This is a genomic window from Streptomyces sp. URMC 126 (assembly GCF_051386555.1).
In the GTDB taxonomy this organism is placed as follows: Bacteria; Actinomycetota; Actinomycetes; order Streptomycetales; family Streptomycetaceae; genus Streptomyces.
In genome coordinates, this window is record NZ_JBPQTX010000044.1 from 1 (window position 1) to 16971 (window position 16971).

General features: G+C 71.1%; 16 protein-coding genes. 9 read left to right on the forward strand and 7 right to left on the reverse strand.

The window, feature by feature from the left end; all coding sequences use genetic code 11:
* Position 1 precedes the first annotated feature (1 nt).
* From ACSNOK_RS08190 to ACSNOK_RS08215, 6 genes are all read left to right on the forward strand, one after another.
* Positions 2-967, forward strand: coding sequence for an A/G-specific adenine glycosylase (locus ACSNOK_RS08190; RefSeq protein ID WP_436779925.1), 966 nt, complete (start codon positions 2-4; stop codon positions 965-967).
* A gap of 265 nt (positions 968-1232) precedes the next feature.
* Positions 1233-1781, forward strand: coding sequence for a SigE family RNA polymerase sigma factor (locus tag ACSNOK_RS08195; protein WP_004949546.1), 549 nt, complete (start codon positions 1233-1235; stop codon positions 1779-1781).
* Positions 1769-2446, forward strand: a complete 678-nt coding sequence (locus ACSNOK_RS08200; protein WP_436779926.1) for a hypothetical protein — start codon at positions 1769-1771, stop codon at positions 2444-2446. Before ACSNOK_RS08195 ends, ACSNOK_RS08200 begins: the two co-directional genes overlap by 13 nt.
* 16 nt (positions 2447-2462) lie before the next feature.
* Positions 2463-3173 carry a two-component system response regulator CseB gene (gene cseB, locus ACSNOK_RS08205; protein WP_436779927.1) on the forward strand — a complete coding sequence of 237 codons (711 nt, stop codon included), beginning with the start codon at positions 2463-2465 and terminating at the stop codon, positions 3171-3173.
* The gene (gene cseC / locus ACSNOK_RS08210) at positions 3062-4609 is read left to right on the forward strand and encodes a two-component system sensor histidine kinase CseC (protein WP_436779951.1); all 1548 of its coding nucleotides are present in this window, start codon (positions 3062-3064) and stop codon (positions 4607-4609) included. Before cseB ends, cseC begins: the two co-directional genes overlap by 112 nt.
* A 145-nt stretch (positions 4610-4754) precedes the next feature.
* The gene (locus tag ACSNOK_RS08215; RefSeq protein WP_436779928.1) at positions 4755-5624 is read left to right on the forward strand and encodes a hypothetical protein; all 870 of its coding nucleotides are present in this window, start codon (positions 4755-4757) and stop codon (positions 5622-5624) included.
* Positions 5625-5690: 66 nt separating this feature from the next.
* Here ACSNOK_RS08215 and ACSNOK_RS08220 read toward each other — a convergent pair whose 3' ends face one another.
* Positions 5691-6410, reverse strand: coding sequence for a M23 family metallopeptidase (locus ACSNOK_RS08220; RefSeq protein ID WP_436779929.1), 720 nt, complete (start codon positions 6408-6410; stop codon positions 5691-5693).
* Positions 6411-6754: 344 nt separating this feature from the next.
* On the opposite strand from ACSNOK_RS08220, the gene ACSNOK_RS08225 reads away from it, so the two are divergent.
* Positions 6755-7105, forward strand: a complete 351-nt coding sequence (locus ACSNOK_RS08225; RefSeq protein WP_436779930.1) for a trypco2 family protein — start codon at positions 6755-6757, stop codon at positions 7103-7105.
* Positions 7102-10386, forward strand: coding sequence for an NACHT domain-containing protein (locus tag ACSNOK_RS08230; protein WP_436779931.1), 3285 nt, complete (start codon positions 7102-7104; stop codon positions 10384-10386). Before ACSNOK_RS08225 ends, ACSNOK_RS08230 begins: the two co-directional genes overlap by 4 nt.
* A 74-nt stretch (positions 10387-10460) precedes the next feature.
* On the opposite strand, the gene ACSNOK_RS08235 is transcribed toward ACSNOK_RS08230, so the two are convergent.
* The gene (locus ACSNOK_RS08235) at positions 10461-12986 is read right to left on the reverse strand and encodes an ATP-dependent Clp protease ATP-binding subunit (RefSeq protein ID WP_004949520.1); all 2526 of its coding nucleotides are present in this window, start codon (positions 12984-12986) and stop codon (positions 10461-10463) included.
* Between the two features lie 500 nt (positions 12987-13486).
* On the opposite strand from ACSNOK_RS08235, the gene ACSNOK_RS08240 reads away from it, so the two are divergent.
* Complete coding sequence (locus ACSNOK_RS08240; RefSeq protein WP_436779932.1) at positions 13487-14329, forward strand: SCO3374 family protein; 843 nt, start codon at positions 13487-13489, stop codon at positions 14327-14329.
* Here the strand turns inward: ACSNOK_RS08240 and ACSNOK_RS08245 are convergent.
* The 5 genes from ACSNOK_RS08245 to ACSNOK_RS08265 form a co-directional block, all read right to left on the reverse strand.
* Entirely contained in the window at positions 14260-14598 is a 339-nt protein-coding gene (locus ACSNOK_RS08245; protein WP_223766412.1) for a histone-like nucleoid-structuring protein Lsr2, read from the reverse strand. The genes ACSNOK_RS08240 and ACSNOK_RS08245 overlap by 70 nt on opposite strands.
* 165 nt (positions 14599-14763) lie before the next feature.
* Positions 14764-15312 carry an amino-acid N-acetyltransferase gene (locus tag ACSNOK_RS08250; protein WP_436779933.1) on the reverse strand — a complete coding sequence of 183 codons (549 nt, stop codon included), beginning with the start codon at positions 15310-15312 and terminating at the stop codon, positions 14764-14766.
* Positions 15313-15321: 9 nt separating this feature from the next.
* Complete coding sequence (locus ACSNOK_RS08255) at positions 15322-15717, reverse strand: BlaI/MecI/CopY family transcriptional regulator (RefSeq protein WP_436779934.1); 396 nt, start codon at positions 15715-15717, stop codon at positions 15322-15324.
* A 128-nt stretch (positions 15718-15845) separates the two neighbouring features.
* Positions 15846-16028: a hypothetical protein gene (locus tag ACSNOK_RS08260; RefSeq protein ID WP_436779935.1), complete on the reverse strand. Its 183-nt coding sequence runs from the start codon at positions 16026-16028 to the stop codon at positions 15846-15848.
* Positions 16029-16112: 84 nt separating this feature from the next.
* Positions 16113-16910: a hypothetical protein gene (locus ACSNOK_RS08265; RefSeq protein WP_436779936.1), complete on the reverse strand. Its 798-nt coding sequence runs from the start codon at positions 16908-16910 to the stop codon at positions 16113-16115.
* Positions 16911-16971: the final 61 nt, after the last annotated feature.

Below are 16971 nucleotides of genomic sequence, written 5' to 3' on the forward strand. Positions count from 1 at the left end.
TGTGTATAAGAGACAGTCCCAGGACCGGATCCCGTCCCCGGCCGTCCCGGCGTCCCCGTCCCCCGGCCCGTCGCGGGCGCCGGAGCCGGGCTCCGGCGGCGCCCTGCACCTGCCGGTGATCGCCTGGTTCGAGACGCACGCCCGGGATCTGCCCTGGCGGCGCCCGGAGGCCGGCCCCTGGGGCGTGATGGTCAGCGAGTTCATGCTCCAGCAGACGCCCGTCAGCCGCGTCCTGCCGGTGTACGAGGAGTGGCTCGCCCGCTGGCCGCGTCCCGCCGCCCTGGCCGCCGAGCCGCCGGGCGAGGCCGTCCGCGCCTGGGGCCGGCTCGGCTACCCGCGCCGGGCGCTGCGGCTGCACGCCGCGGCGACCGCGATCACCGAGCGGCACGGCGGCGAGGTGCCGGACGACCACGCCGCGCTGCTGGCGCTGCCGGGCGTCGGCGAGTACACGGCCGCCGCCGTGGCCTCCTTCGCGTACGGGCGGCGCCACGCCGTCCTCGACACCAATGTGCGCCGGGTCCTCGCCCGGGCCGTCACCGGCGTCCAGTACCCGCCGAACGCCACCACGGCCGCCGAGCGCCGGCTGGCCCGGGAGCTGCTGCCCGGGGAGGAGGCGGTGGCCGCCCGCTGGGCGGCGGCGTCCATGGAACTGGGCGCGCTGGTGTGCACGGCCCGTACGCCGGACTGCGGGCGCTGCCCGATCGCCGCCCGCTGCGCCTGGCGCGCCGCCGGCTCGCCCGAGCACGACGGTCCGCCGCGCCGCGGCCAGACCTACGCCGGTACCGACCGCCAGGTCCGCGGCAAGCTGCTGGCGGTGCTGCGGGAGGCGGTGGAGCCGGTGCCGCAGGAGGCGCTGGACGCCGTCTGGAACGAGCCCGTGCAGCGGGCCCGGGCGCTGGACGGGCTGGTGGCGGACGGGCTCGTGGAGCCGCTGGAGGGCGGGACGTACCGGCTGCCGCTGACCTGACGGCCGCGGGCCGCCGCAGGCCCCCGCTCAGCCGCCGCGGGCCCCCGCCCGGCCGCCGTACATCACGCCCTCCGACCCTCCCGAATCGGACAGAGTTGCCCTTACCCCCCAGCTGTTACACAACCTATGGACAGCTGTGCACCAGCCGCAGTGCTGCCGCACATCACGTCGCAACAGCTCCTCCGTAGCGTCCTCTCTCGTGCTGGAGGACCGTCCGGCGCAGACCGGCAGGCACGGGGACGCAAGCGGAATGGAGGCTGCGAGTATGGCCAGCAGCGGCAAGGTTCTGGACTTCGAGGAGTACGTTCGCAACCGTCAGGACGCTCTCCTGCGGAGTGCGCGGCGGCTCGTCCCGGACCCCATCGACGCTCAGGACCTGCTCCAGACCGCTCTGGTCCGCACCTACGGCCGCTGGGACGGCATAGCCGACAAGTCGCTCGCCGACGCCTACCTCCGCCGTGTCATGATCAACACTCGTACGGAGTGGTGGCGGGCCCGTAAGCTCGACGAGGTGCCCACCGAGCAGCTTCCCGACGCCAGCGTCGAGGACGGTACCGAGCAGCACGCCGACCGCGCGCTGCTGATGGACGTCCTGGGTGTCCTGGCGCCCAAGCAGCGCAGTGTCGTCGTGCTGCGACACTGGGAGCAGATGAGCACCGAGGAGACGGCGGAGGCGCTCGGCATGTCGACCGGCACGGTCAAGAGCACCCTGCACCGGGCGCTGGCGAGGCTGCGCCAGGAGCTGGAGAACCGGGACCTGGACTTCCACGCTCTCGATCGTCACGAGCGGGGGCAGGAACGGTGCGCGGCCTGAGAAAGGCGATCGGCGAGGAGGCGGGCCGGACCGATCCGGCCACGAGACCCGCCCGTCCGGCACTGATCGCCGGAGGGGCGGTCACGGCGTTCGCCGCGGTCGCCGGGCTGCTGCTCGTCGGCTGCAACACCAGCAGCGAGGGCGTCCGCAAGGAGGGCCCCGCCCAGCCGCAGTCGGCGGCGAAGGCGGAGAAGCGCACGGTGACGCCGTCCGCGCCCCCCGCCCCGCGGAAGGTCGACGCCGCCGCCCTGATCAAGTCGGATCCGAAGATCAGCGACGCGGTCAAGAAGAACTTCAAGCCGTGCGTGAAGAACCAGTACCCGGTCGACGTGATCTACGGACAGCTGACCGGCGGCTCCCGTGACGACGTCGTCGTGAACATCCTGACCTGCGGCGACGCCATCGGCATCGGTTCGTATGTGTACCGTGCGAAGGGCGACTCGTACGAGAATGTGTTCTCGTCCGAGCAGTCGCCCGTCTACGCCGACATCGACCGGGGCGATCTGCTGATCACCTCGCAGATCTACGGATCGGGCGACCCGGTCGCCGACCCCTCGGGCGAGGACGAGGTGACGTACCACTGGTCGGACGGCAAGTTCCGGGAGACCGGGCGTACGCACACCGACTTCAGCAAGGTCGGCGGCAAGAGCGAGAATTCGGGCTAGGAGGGCTGGGAGCGGCGTGGCCGATACGCATGTGCTGTTCGTCGAGGACGACGACGTGATTCGCGAGGCGACACAGCTGGCCCTCGAACGGGACGGCTTCGTCGTCACCGCCGTCCCCGACGGCCTGCAGGGCCTGGAGCGGTTCCGGGAGCGGCATCCGGACATCGCCCTGCTCGACGTGATGGTCCCGGGCCTGGACGGCGTCAGCCTCTGCCGGCGCATCCGTGACGAGTCCACCGTCCCCGTGATCATGCTGTCGGCGCGCGCCGACTCCATCGACGTCGTCCTCGGCCTGGAGGCCGGCGCCGACGACTACGTCACCAAGCCCTTCGACGGCGCCGTCCTGGTCGCCCGGATACGCGCGGTGCTGCGCCGCTTCGGGCACGCCAGCGGCGCGGCGGGGTCCGGGGGCGCGGACGAGCACGGCGGTATCGAGGGCGGCGGTCTGCTGCGCTTCGGCGACCTGGAGGTCGACACGGAGGGCATGGAGGTCCGCAAGGGCGGCGCGCCCGTCGCGCTGACGCCCACCGAGATGCGGCTGCTGCTGGAGTTCTCGTCGGCTCCCGGCACCGTGCTGTCCCGGGACCGGCTGCTGGAGCGCGTCTGGGACTACGGCTGGGGCGGCGACACGCGCGTGGTGGACGTCCATGTGCAGCGGCTGCGGGGCAAGATCGGTCAGGACCGTATCGAGACGGTCCGCGGTTTCGGCTACAAACTCAGAGGCTGAGGTTTCGTGACCCGCCCCCACCAGGTCGCATCGCCCCACCCGGCCGCATCGCTCCACCCGGCCGTTTCACCCCACCCGGCCGTTTCACCCCGTCCGGTCACCCCACTCCGTCCCGCCGCCCGGCCCTCCGCACCATGGTGAACCTCACCCTCCGCAGCGGACTCCGCTGGAAGGTCAGCCTCGCCATCGCCGGCGTCGGCGCCCTGATCGCGGTCGCGCTCAGCCTGGTCGTGCACAACGCGGCCCGCGCCTCCATGATCAACAGCAGCCGGGATGTGATGGACCAGCGCATCCAGCTGGCCGAGCGCTACTACCGGACCAGCCAGGGCCGCACCACGCTGCACGCCAAGGTGGACGACCCGGCGCTGCCCGAGCAACTGCGGGAGGCCGCGGCCCTCGGCCAGCGCGCCACCTTCGTCCAGGACACCGGGGGCTCCGCCCCGCAGGTCTGGGCGTCGGTCCCGCTGGCCAACGGCAAGATCCTCTCCATGCACCAGCCGTTCCAGGACCGGCTGAAGATCCTCGACGAGATGGACCGGGCGCTGATCATCGGCTCGGTCTCCGTCGTCCTGGGCGGCTGCGCGCTGGGCATCCTCATCGGCGGCCAGCTCTCCCGCCGGCTGCGCAAGGCGTCCGCCGCCGCCCGCAAGCTCGCCGACGGCGACCGCGACGTCCGCGTACGGGAGGCCATCGGCGGCCGGGTGCGCGACGAGACGGACGACCTCGCCCGCGCCGTGGACGGCATGGCCCAGGCCCTCCAGGACCGGCTGGAGGCGGAGCGGCGGGTCACCGCCGACATCGCCCACGAGCTGCGCACCCCCGTCACCGGCCTGCTGACGGCCGCCGAACTGCTGCCCCCGGGGCGCCCCACCGAACTGGTCAGGGACCGCGCCCAGGCCATGCGGACCCTGGTCGAGGACGTGCTGGAGGTCGCCCGGCTGGACGGGTTCGCCGAGCGCGCCGAGATGCAGGAGATCGAGCTCGGCGAGTTCGTGGTGCGCCGGGTGCGCACCTTCTCGCCCGACGCCCGGGTCACCGTCGTCCGGCACGCCTACGTCAACACCGACCCGCGGCGGCTGGAACGCATCCTCGGCAACCTGCTCGCCAACGCCGCCAAGCACGGCAGCGGCCCGGTCGAGGTGACCGTCGAGGGCCGGGTGCTACGGGTCCGCGACCACGGCCCGGGCTTCCCCGAGGACCTGCTGCGGGAGGGCCCCAGCCGCTTCCGCACCGGCAGCGAGGACCGGGCCGGCAAGGGCCACGGCCTCGGCCTGACGATCGCCGCCGGCCAGGCCCGGGTGCTGGGCGCGCGCCTCACCTTCCGCAACGCGGACCCGGAGGCGGAGGGCGGCGGCGGGGCCATCGCCGTGCTGTGGCTGCCGGAGTCGTCACCGACGAGCACCGGAAGCTTTCCCATCATCCGGGTCCCGGACTGAGCGTCCCCCCGCCCATGGCTGTCGCCTGGGGCACCCGCGGCTGTCACCAGGGGCACGCCGGGCCACCCCACCCAAGATCGCCGTTACAGTTGCGGGCTGAACCAAAGGCGCCGGACGAACGGGCGCCGCACCACCAGGGGGACTGATGGGCATCAAGGGACGGCTCGGCAACGTCGGCGGAGCGCTGACCCAGGCGGCGAGCGCCGGAAGGGCCGCCGCCGAGCGCGCCGCGGCGGCCGGACGGGAGGCGGCCGGACGCTCCGCGACGGCGGGCCGGACGGCGGCGGACGCGAGCAGGGAGCGGCTGGCCGCCGGCGGCGACTGGGTCATGGAGGCCCTCGAACGCCTCGGCGCCCCGGACACCCCGGCCACCCGGCCCTGGAAGGTGTCCCTGGGGACGCTGATCGGCAGCCACCCGCTGGTCCCGGCGGCGCTGGCGAAGCCGCTCCGGCTCCTCGACCGGTTCGGCGCGGTGAGCGTGGGCCCCGACTCGGTCGGCTTCGACGGCGACGACATCCCCTGGGACAAGGTCGTCGAGATCCGCATGGTCGGCGGCTACCGCTCGCTGACGAAAGACCTGATCGACGGCGCCTTCGAGGGCGTCCGCCGCGTCCTGATCGCCGTCCCGGGCCGCGACTGGGTCCTGGACCGGGTCGCCGAAACCCTCACCTCGCTCCTCTTCCGCCGCCTGCGGGGCGCGGACGAGACGGGCACGGTGCAGGACGTGCTCGTCCCCGGCGAGATCGTCTACCGGGGCGGTGCCTTCGGCCGGAAGAAGACCTGCGAGGTGAGCCTGTACCCGCTCGCGTTCCTGCTCGGCAGCCCCGCGGTCGTCCACGGCCTCCTCACCACCGCCGAGGCCCGCGGCGTCACGGTGGTCCGCCCCGAGGGCGGGATCGACGTCGTCGAGCTGGCGGTGCTCAGGGAACTGGAGGCACGGGCGGGGGCCCGGGCGGCGGCACCGGTGGGGGCACCGGCGGGCGACCCGGGCAAGACGCTCGCCCCGGCGGAGTGACGGCCTGAGACGCCCGAAGGGCGGGAACCCACGTGGGTTCCCGCCCTTCCTCACATCCGGCTGATGTCAGAGCTTCTCGCCGTGACCGCTCAGGAAGCCGAGCGGCTCGACCGAGGAGCCGTAGTTCGGGGTCGTACGGATCTCGAAGTGCAGGTGCGGACCGGACGAGTTGCCGGTGGAGCCCGACAGACCGATCTGCTGGCCGGCGGTCACGCTCTGGCCGACCTGGACGGCGACGGACGACAGGTGCGCGTACTGGGAGTACGTGTTGTCGTCGTGCTTGATCACGATGGCGTTGCCGTAGGCGGCACCGTCGCCGCCACCGTTGGCGCCGGCCTTGACGACGACGCCCTTGTGGACGGCCTTCACGGCGGTACCGCTGGGCACGACGAGATCCTGGCCGCTGTGCTTGTTGGCCCACATGCTGCCGTCCTTGCCGAACGGCTGGCCGATGACGTACCCGTCGACCGGCTTCACCCAGGCGTCGGCCAGGTTGGCGCGGGCCTGCGAACGGTTCGCACGCTCCTTGTCGGCCGCGCGCTTGGCCTGCTCGGCCTTGGCCGCCTTCTCGGCGTGCTCCTTGTCGGCGACCTTCTTCTGCGTCTCGGCCTGCGCCTTCAGCGACTCGCCGAAGGCGGTCGCGGACTCGGCGGACAGCGCGGAGAACCCATGGACGGCGGGCTCCGCGGCCAGCGCCACGCCCGCACCCAGTGCCAGCGACGCCCCCAGGCCGACGGCCAGAGTGGTGGCGGTGCGGCGGGTACGGAAAACGGTGCGCTTCGACATAAAGAAAAAACCTCCAGGCAGGGATCGATCCCGGCTGCGGACCGGGATCGCCCTACCTTGATAGCCGCCGCTTCCGAACCGCTCCAAGTGGCCTTTCTACGGCCTCCCCTAGTAGGAACCGAATATCTCCGCATTCCCTCGCCCACCGAAATTCCGGGCCCTCTTAGCGCGATTCCGAAGACCGCTTCCCTGCTAATTCGCTTAGTACTCGCGAAATCCCCTGTGTGCCTTGTCACCGCGCCGGGACCACCGACTCGTCCGTTTCGGGACCAAAGCCCCCCGGCCGCCGGTACGCTCCCCGTCAACACCCGCACACGCACAGCGACGACCAGGGGGCCCACGCCATGACCGACGCATCGCCCTTCGAAGGCATCGAGCTCGCGGAGGCCGTCGAGGCCATCCGCACCGGCCTCACCAGCGCCGCCGCCACCGGCGAGGGCAAGGACCTGGGCTTCGAGGTCGGCGACATCACCATGGAGTTCGGCATCGAGATGCGCCGCGAGGTCAAGGGCTCCGGCAAGGTCCGCGCCTGGGTCGTCGACGCGGGCGTCGACGGCACCCGCGGCTCCTCCCGCACCCACAAGGTCACCTTCACCCTCACCCCGAAGGACATGCGCACCGGCACCGGCTGGAAGGTCGGCAACCAGCGGCCGGGCGGGGTGTCGAACTTCGGGACGGCGGAGCCGGGGCAGTGACACCGGAGGACCGGGTGGTCGCGGTCCTCGCGGCCCGCCAGGGCAGCGGCGTCCTGCTGACCCCGGACCTCATCCTGACCAGCGCGCACATCCTGGACGCCGGCACCCCGGTCGAAGCCATCGCCCTCGGCAACGTCGCGCCGACCCCCTGCGACGTCCTGTGGCGCGGCACGCCCGAAGCCAGCGACGCCGCCCTGCTCCGGACCTACCGCCCGCTGGTGAACGCGGAAGCGCTCCCACCGCTGCGCTGGGGCGTCCTCAATACGCGGGAGCCGATACCGGGCTGCCAGGCCCTGGGCTTCCCGGACGTCGAACGGTCCGCGCTCGGCGACCTGGACGTCGCCCAGGTCCCCGGGACGCTCACGCCGGGCGCGGCCCGGCTGCGCGGCCGGTCCGTCCTCCGCACGGACCACCACCCGCCGGTTCCGGCCCGCCCGGGCACGTCACCCTGGTCGGGCCTCTCCGGCGGGCCGGTGTACGCGGGTCCGCTGCTGGTGGGTGTGGTGGCCGAGGACAGGGATGGCTGGCAGCACTCCGCCATCGAGGCCGTCCCCCTCTTCCGCATCCTCGGCGAACCGGGCTTCGCGACAGCCCTCGCGAAAAACTGGCCCGAGGCACCCGCCCCCATCCCGCTGCACCACCCGCGCATCGACGACTTCGCGTACGAGACGCGCTACGCGGCGGCGGTCAAGGCCCGCTACAGCCGGCTGGAGGTGTTCGGCCTCGACGACCTGGGCGAACACGAGAAGCGCTGGGACCTGGACACCGCCTACTTGAGCCTCCAGGCCGAGCCGGCCCCCGGCCGCGACCGGCTCCCGCCGGAACCCCGCCGCGTCGAGGACCTGCTGGCCCTGCACCCCCGCGCGGTCCTCCGCGGCGAGGCGGGCGCCGGCAAGACGACACTCGTGTGGTGGCTGGCCGCACACGCGGCCTGCCAGACCCTGCCGAGGAAACTGGCAGCCCTGAACGGCCTGGTTCCCTTCGTCGTCCCCATGCGCCGCCTGGCCGCACTGGGCATTACCGCCCCCAAACCGGCCAAGATCCCCACGATCGCCGGCCTGATGGAGGACGATCCGCCCGACGGCTGGGCGGGCCGAGTCCTCGACTCCGGCCGTGTCCTGCTCCTGGTGGACGGTCTGGACGAACTCCCCCGCGAGTCCCGCGCCCCCGCCCGCCAGTGGCTGGACGAGTTCCTACGCCGCTATCCCCAGACCCGCTGCCTAGCGACCGTCCGCCCGCGCGCGGTGGAGGACGGCTGGCTGGACTGGCAGGGCTTCGAGGAACTGCGTCTGCTGCCGATGAGCGACGGGGACATCCAGGCGTTCGTGAGGGCATGGCACAACGCGGCACGGCTGGAGTGCGACGGACTTCCGGCGAGCCGCGGTTCCACTGAGGAGCGGACCAGACTGGACGAACTGGAGCGGAACCTCGCTCTGGAGTTCCGCCGCAACAAGACTGTACGGAACCTCGCCCGCACACCACTCCTCTGTGCCGTCATCTGCGCCCTCCACCGCCGCCGCAGCGGCCTCCTCCCACACACCCGCTGGTCCCTTTACCGGGCGGCGCTCGCGATGCTTCTCGGCGACCGCGACGAACAGCGAGGCATCGGGGCACCAGAGGGCGTCGTCATACAGCCGGAGGAGGCCCAGCAGCTCCTCCAGCGTGTCGCAGTGTGGCTCGTACGGAACAGACAGACGGAACTCACCCGCGAACAGGCGGTCCGCCAGATCGACCGGGCCAAGCTCGGCCTGCGACGGCTGCGGGACGACTCCCCGGAAAGGCTCCTGGAGCATTTGCTCAACCGCAGCGGTCTTCTCCAGGAACGGTCGTCGGACTCCATCCAGTTCGTCCACCGGACGTTCCAGGACTTCCTCGCCGCAAAGGAATTCCAGGATTCCGACTGCTTGGACGAGTTGCTCGATCACGCGGCGGAAGAGCAGTGGCAGGACGTCATCCGGCTCGTTATCGGTCACTGCAGCCGCAGCGAGGTCCGCCGTATCGTCAACGGTCTCATAGGCGCCGGCGTCAGAGTCACCGAGCGAAAGACGTTGTGGTCCCTGCGAACGCTGGCCGCGGAGTGCGCGACCAGTGCGACGGCGATCGATGACGATCTGCACACCCAGGCGTGGGATCTCGTCAAGGCGCTGGGCGAGCCCCAACAGCAACACGAAATCGACTGCCTCCGCTCGCTGGGAGCCGATGCGTTACGAGCCATCCCCGACCCTGCGGGGCTGCCCGCGAGCACGGCGAAGGTCTACGCCAGTGTTCTTCGCGCGATGGGCGAGCCCGCGATCCCGCTGCTCCAGCGTTACGGACAGTTCCCTGCGACAAGCGTCCGCCAAGAGGTCGCCTACGCCTGGGAAGCCATGCCGACCGCCTTGTTCGCGAAGAAGGTCCTCACGGAAATGCAGCTGAATGACCTGTTCATCCGGCTGTCCGACCGTACCGAATGCGCTTTCTTCCGGCGCTTGGGGGACGTCGCCGGGGTCCAGTTCACCGGGCACTACGACGCGGAATCCATCCGAGCGACGCTGCTCGGGCGGAAGGTCAGCCGACTGGTCATCACGGACCGCGACGGCCTGTTGACCGACCTCGATTTCCTGAGGGAACACCCGGAGCTTGAAGAGCTGAGTCTTCCGGGCTGCACCCGGTCGCGCGACATATCAGCACTGGCACAGCTCGACCTGAAACGCCTGTGGCTGTTCCACTTCGCTGCGGAGCTATGGGAGGTCCTGCCGAAGCTGAGCGCGCTGCAGGAATTGATCCTCAACGTTGACCACCCCGGGCCGACGATCGGTCTGCCGGCCCCGCCGCCTCACGTCACCCGGGTCTCCCTCAGCGGTGAGACCCCATTCGACCTGGAGGGCATCAGGCGCTGGGCAACCGTTGAAGACCTTTTCGTCAATGCCAGACTGGCGGGTCCCGCAAACCTCTTCGAGCAACTTCACGAACTGCCGCGTCTTACCCGCCTGACGCTGCACGAGCGGGTCTTGGGCGGCGTCGAGGACATCATGCCGTTCCCTCACGTCCGCGAACTCGGGCTGATCGTCCGCGACCCCACCGTGAGCGTGCCGGTCCGGCGCCTTTTCCCAGGCCTGACGAAAGTCCTGGTGACCGATGAGACGCCTCTCTCGGCGGGCGGCCTGGATCTCGGCGTACTGCACGACGGCGGCCTCCCGGACCTCCGGATAGAGGTCCAGCGGGTCGGCACGCACCCGCATATCGTCGATGCGCAGCGCTTCGGGAAACAGCTCACCAGCAAGGTCATCCTCTACCCATGACAATCGGCCCCGGAACCGTTCCACACGGTTCCGGGGCCGAAAGCCCTACTCAGCAAGCGCTACCGAAGCGTCGCTCACGCGTCCTTCGACAGGTTCGGCCCGGCGCCGCCAGCCGCCTGCTCTACCGGCGGGGTGTCCGGCAGAGCCGACTTCTCCTCGCCGCGGAAGGTGAACTTCTTCTCCTCGCCCTCACCCTCGGTGCCGACGACCACGATGTGGCCGGGCCGGAGCTCACCGAAGAGGATCTTCTCGGAGAGGATGTCCTCGATCTCGCGCTGGATCGTCCGGCGCAGCGGGCGCGCGCCCAGGATCGGGTCGTAACCGCGCTTCGCGAGCAGCTGCTTCGCGTCGCCGCTCAGCTCGATGCCCATGTCGCGGTCGCGCAGGCGCTCGTCCACCTTGGCGATCATCAGGTCGACGATCTGGATGATGTCTTCCTGCGACAGCTGGTGGAAGACCACCGTGTCGTCGACACGGTTGAGGAACTCGGGCCGGAAGTGCTGCTTGAGCTCCTCGTTGACCTTGGCCTTCATCCGCTCGTAGCCGGTCTTGACGTCGCCCTGGGCGGCGAAGCCCAGGTTGAAGCCCTTGGAGATGTCCCGGGTACCGAGGTTGGTCGTCATGATGATGACCGTGTTCTTGAAGTCCACGACCCGGCCCTGGGAGTCGGTCAGGCGACCGTCCTCCAGGATCTGCAGCAGCGAGTTGAAGATGTCCGGGTGGGCCTTCTCGACCTCGTCGAAGAGGACCACCGAGAACGGCTTGCGCCGCACCTTCTCGGTCAGCTGGCCGCCCTCTTCGTAGCCCACGTAGCCGGGGGGCGAACCGAAGAGACGCGAGACCGTGTGCTTCTCGCTGAACTCCGACATGTCGAGGGAGATCAGCGCGTCCTCGTCGCCGAAGAGGAACTCGGCGAGCGTCTTGGACAGCTCGGTCTTACCGACACCGGAGGGGCCGGCGAAGATGAACGATCCGCCCGGACGCTTCGGGTCCTTCAGACCCGCACGGGTGCGCCGGATGGCCTGGGAGAGCGCCTTGATGGCGTCCTTCTGGCCGATGACGCGCTTGTGGAGCTCGTCCTCCATGCGGAGCAGACGCGAGGACTCCTCCTCGGTCAGCTTGAAGACCGGGATGCCGGTGGCCGTGGCCAGGACCTCGGCGATCAGCTCGCCGTCGACCTCGGCGACGACGTCCATGTCGCCGGCCTTCCACTCCTTCTCCCGCTTGGCCTTGGCGGCCAGCAGCTGCTTCTCCTTGTCGCGGAGGGAAGCGGCCTTCTCGAAGTCCTGCGAGTCGATCGCGGACTCCTTCTCCCGGCGCACGTCGGCGATCTTCTCGTCGAACTCGCGGAGGTCCGGCGGCGCGGTCATCCGGCGGATGCGCATCCGGGAACCGGCCTCGTCGATCAGGTCGATCGCCTTGTCCGGCAGGAAGCGGTCGGAGATGTAGCGGTCGGCCAGGGTCGCGGCCTGGACCAGGGCCTCGTCGGTGATGGAGACGCGGTGGTGCGCCTCGTACCGGTCGCGCAGACCCTTGAGGATCTCGATCGTGTGCGGCAGCGACGGCTCGGCGACCTGGATGGGCTGGAAGCGGCGCTCCAGCGCGGCGTCCTTCTCCAGGTGCTTGCGGTACTCGTCGAGCGTCGTGGCACCGATGGTCTGCAGCTCACCGCGGGCCAGCATCGGCTTGAGGATCGAGGCGGCGTCGATCGCGCCCTCGGCGGCACCCGCGCCGACGAGCGTGTGCAGCTCGTCGATGAACAGGATGATGTCGCCGCGGGTGCGGATCTCCTTGAGGACCTTCTTCAGGCGCTCCTCGAAGTCACCGCGGTAGCGGGAGCCCGCGACCAGGGCGCCGAGGTCCAGGGTGTAGAGGTGCTTGTCCTTGAGGGTCTCGGGCACCTCGCCCTTGACGATGGCCTGGGCCAGTCCCTCGACGACGGCGGTCTTGCCGACGCCGGGCTCGCCGATGAGGACCGGGTTGTTCTTGGTACGGCGGGACAGCACCTGCATGACCCGCTCGATCTCCTTCTCGCGCCCGATGACCGGGTCGAGCTTGGACTCGCGGGCGGCCTGCGTGAGGTTGCGGCCGAACTGGTCCAGGACGAGCGAGGTCGAGGGGGTGCCCTCGGCCGGGCCGCCGGCGGTGGCGGCCTCCTTGCCCTGGTAGCCGGAGAGCAGCTGGATGACCTGCTGCCGCACCCGGTTCAGGTCGGCGCCCAGCTTCACGAGGACCTGGGCGGCGACGCCCTCGCCCTCGCGGATCAGGCCGAGCAGGATGTGCTCCGTACCGATGTAGTTGTGGCCGAGCTGAAGGGCCTCGCGGAGCGACAGCTCCAGCACCTTCTTGGCACGGGGGGTGAAGGGGATGTGCCCGGACGGGGCCTGCTGGCCCTGGCCGATGATCTCCTCCACCTGCTGGCGGACCGCCTCGAGCGAAATCCCGAGGCTCTCCAGGGCCTTAGCGGCGACACCCTCACCCTCGTGGATCAGGCCCAGGAGGATGTGCTCGGTGCCGATGTAGTTGTGGTTGAGCATCCGGGCTTCTTCCTGAGCCAGGACGACAACCCGCCGCGCACGGTCGGTGAACCTCTCGAACATCGTTAATCGCTCCTCAGAGCGGTCAGGCAGTAAGGGGTCGGTCCCCTCCCTGTCCTTCCGCATGCTAGTCCCGCGGGACGGGACAGCTCATTCCAACTGCCGACATCCGTCCGGATCACCCCCGCGCTGACGGGGAAACCTGCTGCCGAACAGCCGACAACTCCTCCAACCCGATGGTGGGAGACGATGTTCCCGCAGGCCAGGCATATACGCTCACCGCCACTACGCCGATGGCGAACGCACCCCTGGTCCGGCCGGACCGGCCGTGCCCCCGGATCGGGCCGGCGGACCCGCCGTGAACCCTGCGGTACCGCCTCTCCCCATGGTGGGAGTCCTACCCCCTGGGGCGCACGCTCCATGCGGCGCGGGCCCGCGCACTCCGCTACGGGCGAACACCGTCGCACCACCCGGAGCGCTTGTGCGCCCCGCTCCTCTTGTACGGAGCGTGCCCGATTACGGACACTGCGTAACCCGGAGGCGTCGGCTCAGTTGCACCGGTCATGGCCCCTGTTCCGCCGTCCGTCCGCCCATCCGTCGGCTCCGCCGTCACCCGGCCGTCCGGCGCCCTTCCCGGCCCCCGCGTCCCCCAGGACGCGGAACCGCGGCTCTCCGACGGGCCCGAGGCCCGGCGGCGGCACTGGTACGAGCACGAGCTCGGCTGGCCCACGACCGGCGGCGAGCCGCTCGGGCTGCCGACCGGGGTGCGCTTCGACGCGCTGGGCCTGCCCGCCGACGCGGGCGTCGCGGTTCTGGCGAGGGTGCGCCCCACGGGGCCGGTGGCGCTCGACCGGCGGGACGGGACGCTGTGGTTCCTGACCGCCGTCGGCAGCGCCGACGAACTGCCGGAGCTGCTGCGCTGGCTGGAGTGGGACGGAATCGCCCTGGACCTCACCGCACGGGGCTCCGGCGGCCGGATCCCCGCACCGCTGCCCGTCGGCATCCGGTCCCGCGGCGGCGGGACGGCCCGGGAAAGCCGGGGAAACCAGGGAAACCGCGAAAGCCGCGCACCCCGGGAGGCCCGGAAAGCCAGGGAAGCCGGTGAGGCCGCACCAGCCCGGGAAACCCCGGACGGGAGCCTTTCCGATGCGCGGGAGGCCGTATGGCTGCGGCCTCCCCGGCCTGGCCGCGAGGTGGAGCCGACACTTCCGGTGACCGGCCTCGGGGGCGGCAGGCTCGCCCCCGATTACGTACGGCTGGTGAGCGCGGCGGCCACGGAATGCCACCGAACTCGGCTGCTGCGCGCCGGACGGTCGCGCAGGGGGCCGACGGGGGTTCAGCCGTTGGCCTTCTCGTACGCCTCGCGAATGTCGGCGGGGACACGGCCCCGGTCGTTGACGTTGTAACCGTTCTCCTTGGCCCACGCGCGGATCTTCGCGGTGTCCTGGCTCGCCCCTGCGGAGGCGGCACGGCCACCACGGCTGCGGCCGGCCGAGCGCCCGCCGGTGCGGCGGCCGTTCTTGGCGTACGGCTCCAGCAGCCCGCGCAGCTTGTCGGCGTTGGCGGTGGTGAGGTCGATCTCGTACGTCTTGCCGTCCAGGGCGAACGTGACCGTCTCGTCCGCCTCGCCGCCGTCGAGGTCGTCGACAAGAAGGACCTGAACCTTCTGCGCCACGGGGGGATTCCTTTCATCAGCAGAAAAGGGATTACGGAGGAATAGCAAACCGCCTTTCCCGGAAAAACACAAACCCCCGGGGAAGGTTCAGTCGCCCTTCCGCGCGGGAACGACGGCTTCCAGGACGGCACGATAGGGGCGCGATTCGGACATAGGGACCGGCGGTCACAGATGCAGAAGCATCCGGCTGTTGCCAAGGGTGTTCGGCTTCACCCGTTCGAGACCCAGGAACTCGGCAACACCCTCGTCATAGGAGCGCAGCAGCTCGCTGTAGACATCACCGTCCACCGGGGTCTCACCGATCTCGACGAAGCCGTGCTTGGCGAAGAACTCGACTTCGAAGGTGAGGCAGAAAATGCGCCGCACCCCCAGCCAGCGCGCCGTCTGCAGCAGCTTGTCGAGTACCGCGTGGCCGACCCCGCCGCCCTTGACCGTGGGGTCGACGGCCAGCGTGCGGACCTCGGCGAGGTCTTCCCACATCACGTGCAGTGCGCCGCATCCGATGACCGTACCGTCTTCGTCGCGTTCGGCGACCCAGAACTCCTGGATGTCCTCGTAAAGGGTCACCGTCGCTTTGTCGAGCAGGATGCGGTCGCGGGCGTAGGTGTTGATGAGCCGGCGCACGGCGGGCACATCGGAGGTCCGGGCCCTGCGGACGGTGAGGACTTTAGCCGGGGCGGGACGCTCGGAAGCTGCTTCGGAAGCTGCGGGCATAAGCGGACGCTATCGCCCCGGCGACGGCTCGTCCTCCCCGGGCCGACCGAGTTGGACGACGCGGATCGCGTCCCGGAGGGCTTCCCGTTGTTCGGCCGACATCATGCCGAAGAAGGCGACGAGAGCGGCCGCGGGGTTGTCACTGACGGACCAGGCTTCGTTCATCAGTGCGGCCGAGTACGCGGCCCGGTTGGAGACCGCCTCATATCGATAGGCCCGGCCCTCGGCTTCCCTGCGCAGCCAGCCCTTCTGATACAGGTTGTCCATTACGGTCATGACGGTGGTGTAGGCGATCGACCGTTCCTGCTGAAGGTCTTCGAGGACTTCTCGAACAGTGACCGGCCGGTTCCACTCCCACACGCGCGTCATGACGGCGTCTTCCAGATCACCGAGGCGTCGAACCACACGCGAATAATAGTGGGAGATGTCTCGAATGCCGGTTTATCCGGCGGGGGGCCGCGAAAAGGGCGCGCGGCCCGGGAAATACTCCTCCGGGCCGCGCGCCCTCCGTACCGCCGGGTTTCCGGCGCGGTTCACGCTCCTGCGGTCTTCGCCTCCGGGGAACCGCCGGCGGCCTCGGCGCGGGCCATGGCGTCGACGATGGCGTCTTCCTTGGCCTTGTTCGCACCGCCCTGGCTCTTGACGATCGTCACGACCAGCGCGGTGAAGGCGATCGCCATGAAGACGGGCGGGACGAGGGCGGCGACATAGTCCATGGCCGTCGGCTCCTTCGGGTCGGGAGGGGTCGGGGAGAGGCGGGACGCGTCCGGAGGAACCGGATGCGCGGCGCCCCGTCCAGACTACGCGCGCGCCAGCGGCGGTCCGTGGCGGACCTCCGTTCCGTGCCCGGCGGTCCGCGTTCCGGGCCCGGCGGTCCGGCGGACGGCCAGCTCCCCGGACGGCGCCGGCTTGCGGCGCGGCGGGAAGACCTCGCCCGGGGTCGGAATGGGCCGGCCGGGACGCGGGCCCTTGGGCGCGGGAGCGGGGGCCTTGGGCGCGGGGGCTGGCGCCGGGCCGGGCTTCGCGGCGGGCCGGGCGCCCGGCTTGGGCGCGTCCGGGCCCGCCGTGGCCGGGAGGGCGTCGTGCGTGCCCGCGCGCGGCCGGGCGGCCGGCGGGGCCGACGTCAGGGGAACGCCCGGGAGGACGCTCGTGGGGGCGCCGCGCGGGCCGGGGGCCGCGCAGTCGGCGAGCCGGGTCCGTACGGCGGCCTCCGCGAGCCGCTCGCAGCGCTGGAGGAGGGACCGGCGGCGGTCCGTCTCGGCGGGTCCCGCCGGGACGGCGCACAGGGCGCGCAGGGCGGCCAGGTCCTCCGCCCCGGGACGGTGACCGGCCGCCAGGGCGTCCTGGAGGCGTTCCACGTAGCCGGGCGCGGTGCCGGGCAGGGCGGCGCGGTAGCGGGCGAGGTCCGCGCGGAGGAAGGCGCGCAGCCTGCCGCCTTCCCTGGCCGCTTCGTCCACGGCCTGCGCGAGCCGGAGGCAGCTCTGCTTCTCGGCGTTCTCGGTGCGGGGCTGGAGGGCGATGGCGAGGGCACGTCGGAGCACGCGCAGCTCGTCGGCGCTGAACGCCATGCCGCCGTGGGATCCATAGGGCGTAGGCATGGGCCGACTTTAAGTGCTAAACGGACAATTTTCGCTGAGCGTGGCCCCTGCGGCGTGGCTC